Source organism: Hyella patelloides LEGE 07179 (assembly GCF_900659865.1).
GTDB lineage: Bacteria > Cyanobacteriota > Cyanobacteriia > Cyanobacteriales > Xenococcaceae > Hyella > Hyella patelloides.
This window is the reverse complement of record NZ_LR214285.1, coordinates 1-1,677: the sequence shown is the minus strand read 5'-3', so window position 1 is coordinate 1,677 and position 1,677 is coordinate 1. Positions and strand designations below refer to the sequence as shown.

The 1,677-nt window shown below is 37.0% G+C and carries 4 protein-coding genes; all 4 read left to right on the top strand.

Translation table 11 applies throughout. From position 1 onward, the window contains the following. Positions 1–260 precede the first annotated feature (260 nt). Positions 261–704: a hypothetical protein gene (locus tag H1P_RS33180; RefSeq protein ID WP_144875724.1), complete on the top strand. Its 444-nt coding sequence runs from the start codon at positions 261–263 to the stop codon at positions 702–704. A gap of 87 nt (positions 705–791) precedes the next feature. Next, on the top strand, positions 792–1,088 hold the full coding sequence (locus H1P_RS33175) for a hypothetical protein (RefSeq protein WP_144875722.1): 297 nt from the start codon (positions 792–794) through the stop codon (positions 1,086–1,088). 29 nt (positions 1,089–1,117) lie between these two features. Beyond that, positions 1,118–1,384 carry a hypothetical protein gene (locus tag H1P_RS33170; protein WP_144875720.1) on the top strand — a complete coding sequence of 89 codons (267 nt, stop codon included), beginning with the start codon at positions 1,118–1,120 and terminating at the stop codon, positions 1,382–1,384. Between the two features lie 89 nt (positions 1,385–1,473). Beyond that, positions 1,474–1,677: hypothetical protein (locus tag H1P_RS33165; RefSeq protein WP_144875718.1), on the top strand; the 204-nt coding region annotated here is incomplete at its 3' end.

The window sequence follows — 1,677 nt, the reverse complement described above, 5'->3', positions numbered from 1 at the left end:
ATAATTAAATAATTTCTTAAATAGCTGTTGCTTAATTACTATTTATTTTGTCCTGGTCAATTTTTCTTTATGACTGGATTTTTAGGTTCTCTCACCGAATTTTCTCACAATTTAGCCTAATTTTTGGCTTTCCAATATCTCAAATTTCTATTATTAGAAAAAATCTTCAACTTTTAAGCTTTAAATTGGCTTTCAACTTAATTTGTGAGAAAAGTGGGTAATGAGTTGCTCTCCCTACAAACAAATTTCTAATTCTTATCATGACACAAACTCAACTTCTTACAACAGCATTACCTACATCTTGTTCTGGTTGTCCCCAATTTAACGATTACCAAGACAGTAGAAGTAGAGGATGGTGTTCTCTTTTTAACAGCGTCTCCTTCAAACACCATCCTTTTACTCGCGATTGTCAGTTAAACTTTCCTGACGAAGAAGATATTTTACGCTCTGAACACGAAGTAGGAAGCCTAGTTAAGCTCATCGACTCAGCGTTAGACCATACTCAATGGTCAACTTTCATCGTCGTCGGCAAAAAGTACAATCCAAATCGCTATCGAAATACAGAAACCTTTCTCAATCAGACTGATTGGTATTATCGACTAGCCACTACAGAGCAAGCCCTCCTCAGCCAAATATGGGTAGCAGAAGATGAAATCTGCCACTACGACCAATCCCACATTATCAATCCTCAAGGTGAATTTTAGACCACTGAATTTATAGCCAATCTCGCCCAAGAATTACTTGATTGGCTTTTCTCTACTTCTGTTTAAGCACTACCATCCCATAACACCATGACTCAAGATAATCATCAACCAAAAATCCTTCTCGAAACCGAATTGGAACTTCTTATTTTCAAACGTCTCTTGGAAAAGAATCCAGAGCTAGCAACAGAAAAGGCTTTAGGCATCTATGAAGATTTCCTCAATCTCTCCAGAGAAACCAAATTTCTCGAAAGAATTTGTGAGAGTCTTCTTGCTGATAATAGAAGCCTTCTTGCTGATAATCAAAGGCTGAGGAATGAGCTAATAGAAATCTCATCTCCTAAAACTGTCGAGCTACCATCTTTCCTCAACTCTCGTCGCCATTAATTCCAATCCTCTTCACCAAGTAATACATCATGAGTACATACATAGTATTAATTTACGTTAAGCCCTTAACCTCGACACCAGAGACTCTGCCTGAAATTATGGCTTTTCAAGAAAGAGAAGCTCTCTACCATTTAGCAGGAGAAGAACAAATGGCTGACCAATTAAAAGTGGCTCTTCCAGAAATCCAAAAGAATAATCCTCAATTGATTAGGTTCAAATTAGAGATTAAAGAAGGGGATGAAATTGATGCTAATTCCTATCAAGATTTTTTGAATTTAATCAAAAATTGCATTTAACATAATTAATTTTCTTAAATTCAAGCATTAACCAAAGTTAGTCGCCTACCCCTCAACATCTCATTAACATTCACTCCATTCTCAAGAAGATGAAAAATATCTCTCAACAACCAGACAATTTCTTCCCACTTTCCCTCAAGGACAAAGTTAGAGTCATCGACCCCGACGAAACCCCCTCTGAATGTGCCGTTTTTCAAATTGCATCCATCGAAAATAACCGCCTGGCATTAACTACCTTAGACAAACAAACAACCTACGAACCTTTTTGGGTTAAACGCCAAGATGTTCGGCTT